Source organism: Arthrobacter nitrophenolicus, assembly GCF_000332815.1.
Taxonomy (GTDB): domain Bacteria; phylum Actinomycetota; class Actinomycetes; order Actinomycetales; family Micrococcaceae; genus Arthrobacter; species Arthrobacter nitrophenolicus.
Genome location: NZ_AOFD01000103.1, coordinates 1 through 3259 on the forward strand (window position 1 = coordinate 1; position 3259 = coordinate 3259).

1 rRNA gene is annotated in these 3259 nt (G+C 54.9%); it reads left to right on the plus strand.

The features are described 5' to 3' along the window. Positions 1 to 42 precede the first annotated feature (42 nt). Positions 43 to 3183 (plus strand): 23S ribosomal RNA (locus G205_RS20215). Positions 3184 to 3259: the final 76 nt, after the last annotated feature.

Genomic DNA, 3259 nt, shown 5'->3' on the forward strand with positions numbered 1-3259 from the left:
TTTCTGTGGTTCTCTCGAGTGTTTTTGTTGTTGATCTTTTGTGGTCAAGTTTTTAAGAGCACACGGTGGATGCCTTGGCATTAGGAGCCGAAGAAGGACGTAGGAATCTGCGATAAGCCTGGGGGAGTCGATAACCGGACTGTGATCCCAGGGTGTCCGAATGGGGAAACCCCGCCAAGCGCGCGAGTGACTTGGTGACCCGTACCTGAACACATAGGGTGCGTGGAGGGAACGCGGGGAAGTGAAACATCTCAGTACCCGCAGGAAGAGAAAACAATAGTGATTCCGTTAGTAGTGGCGAGCGAACGCGGATCAGGCTAAACCGTTCCATGTGTGATAGCCGGCGGGCGTTGCATGGTCGGGGTTGTGGGACTTTCCATACCAGTTCTGCCGGGCTGGTGGGGTGTGATGTGCGCGCATAGGTGAACGGTTTTGAAAGGCCGGCCAGAGAGGGTGTTAGTCCCGTAACCGTAATGCGTTTGTGCCGCCTGTGAGAGTATCCCAAGTAGTACGGGGCCCGAGAAATCCCGTGCGAATCTGTCAGGACCACCTGATAAGCCTAAATACTCCCTAATGACCGATAGCGGACCAGTACCGTGAGGGAAAGGTGAAAAGTACCCCGGGAGGGGAGTGAAACAGTACCTGAAACCGTGTGCTTACAATCCGTCGGAGCAGTCGCGAGTAATCGCATAGTAACTGTGACGGCGTGCCTTTTGAAGAATGAGCCTGCGAGTTAGTGTTACGTCGCGAGGTTAACCCGTGTGGGGCAGCCGTAGCGAAAGCGAGTCTGAATAGGGCGTGTGAGTGGCGTGATCTAGACCCGAAGCGAAGTGATCTACCCATGGCCAGGTTGAAGCGACGGTAAGACGTCGTGGAGGACCGAACCCACTTCAGTTGAAAATGGAGGGGATGAGCTGTGGGTAGGGGTGAAAGGCCAATCAAACTTCGTGATAGCTGGTTCTCCCCGAAATGCATTTAGGTGCAGCGTTGCGTGTTTCTTGCTGGAGGTAGAGCTACTGGATGGCTAATGGGCCCTACAAGGTTACTGACGTCAGCCAAACTCCGAATGCCGGTAAGTGAGAGCGCAGCAGTGAGACTGTGGGGGATAAGCTTCATAGTCGAGAGGGAAACAGCCCAGACCACCAACTAAGGCCCCTAAGCGTGTGCTAAGTGGGAAAGGATGTGGAGTTGCTCAGACAACCAGGAGGTTGGCTTAGAAGCAGCCATCCTTAAAAGAGTGCGTAATAGCTCACTGGTCAAGTGATTCCGCGCCGACAATGTAGCGGGGCTCAAGTACACCGCCGAAGTTGTGGCATTCACACGTGTTCTAAGCCTTTGTGGTTCAGGAGTGTGGATGGGTAGGGGAGCGTCGTGTGGGCAGTGAAGTCGCGGTGGAAACCAGCGGTGGAGCCTACACGAGTGAGAATGCAGGCATGAGTAGCGAAAGACGGGTGAGAAACCCGTCCGCCGGATGATCAAGGGTTCCAGGGTCAAGCTAATCTGCCCTGGGTAAGTCGGGACCTAAGGCGAGGCCGACAGGCGTAGTCGATGGACAACGGGTTGATATTCCCGTACCGGCGAAAAACCGCCCATGTTGAACAGGGGATACTAACTGCCCGAAACCTGCCCGACACCCCTTGTGGGTGAAGGGTTTTGGTGGAGCGCAGGACCTGATCCTGGGAGGCAAGCGTATTAACAGGTGTGACGCAGGAAGGTAGCCGAGCCGGGCGATGGTTGTCCCGGTCTAAGGATGTAGGGCGAGTGGTAGGCAAATCCGCCACTCATGTGCCTGAGATCTGATGGGACCCCCGTTTGGGGGGATTTGGTGATCCTATGCTGCCGAGAAAAGCATCGACGCGAGGTTTTAGCCGCCCGTACCCCAAACCGACACAGGTGATCAGGTAGAGAATACTAAGGCGATCGAGAGAATTATGGTTAAGGAACTCGGCAAAATGCCCCCGTAACTTCGGGAGAAGGGGGGCCCCAACCTTGAACGGACCATGCGTCCGGGAGGGGATCGGGGCCGCAGAGACCAGGGGGAAGCGACTGTTTACTAAAAACACAGGTCCGTGCGAAGTCGCAAGACGATGTATACGGACTGACTCCTGCCCGGTGCTGGAAGGTTAAGAGGACCGGTTAGCCTGTAAGGGCGAAGCTGAGAATTTAAGCCCCAGTAAACGGCGGTGGTAACTATAACCATCCTAAGGTAGCGAAATTCCTTGTCGGGTAAGTTCCGACCTGCACGAATGGAGTAACGACTTCCCCGCTGTCTCAACCATAAACTCGGCGAAATTGCAGTACGAGTAAAGATGCTCGTTACGCGCAGCAGGACGGAAAGACCCCGAGACCTTTACTATAGTTTGGTATTGGTGTTCGGAGTGGCTTGTGTAGGATAGGTGGGAGACGTTGAAGCCCGGACGCCAGTTCGGGTGGAGTCATCGTTGAAATACCACTCTGGTCACTTTGGACATCTAACTTCGGCCCGTAATCCGGGTCAGGGACAGTGCCTGATGGGTAGTTTAACTGGGGCGGTTGCCTCCTAAAAAGTAACGGAGGCGCCCAAAGGTTCCCTCAGCCTGGTTGGCAATCAGGTGTCGAGTGTAAGTGCACAAGGGAGCTTGACTGTGAGAGAGACATCTCGAGCAGGGACGAAAGTCGGGACTAGTGATCCGGCGGTACATTGTGGAATGGCCGTCGCTCAACGGATAAAAGGTACCTCGGGGATAACAGGCTGATCTTGCCCAAGAGTCCATATCGACGGCATGGTTTGGCACCTCGATGTCGGCTCGTCGCATCCTGGGGCTGGAGTAGGTCCCAAGGGTTGGGCTGTTCGCCCATTAAAGCGGTACGCGAGCTGGGTTTAGAACGTCGTGAGACAGTTCGGTCCCTATCCGCTGCGCGCGCAGGAAATTTGAGAAGGGCTGTCCTTAGTACGAGAGGACCGGGACGGACGAACCTCTGGTGTGTCAGTTGTACTGCCAAGTGCACCGCTGATTAGCTACGTTCGGATGGGATAACCGCTGAAAGCATCTAAGCGGGAAGCTCGCTTCAAGATGAGATTTCCATACACCTCGGGTGTGAGAGGCCCCCAGCCAGACCACTGGGTTGATAGGCCGGATGTGGAAGCGAGGACTAACGACTCGTGAAGCTGACCGGTACTAATAGGCCAACAACTTACACCACAAAACAGCACAACTGCTTGCGTCCACTATGTGGTTCCCAACCAACAACCCAACACAACGGGAAACGGTTGAAGGAA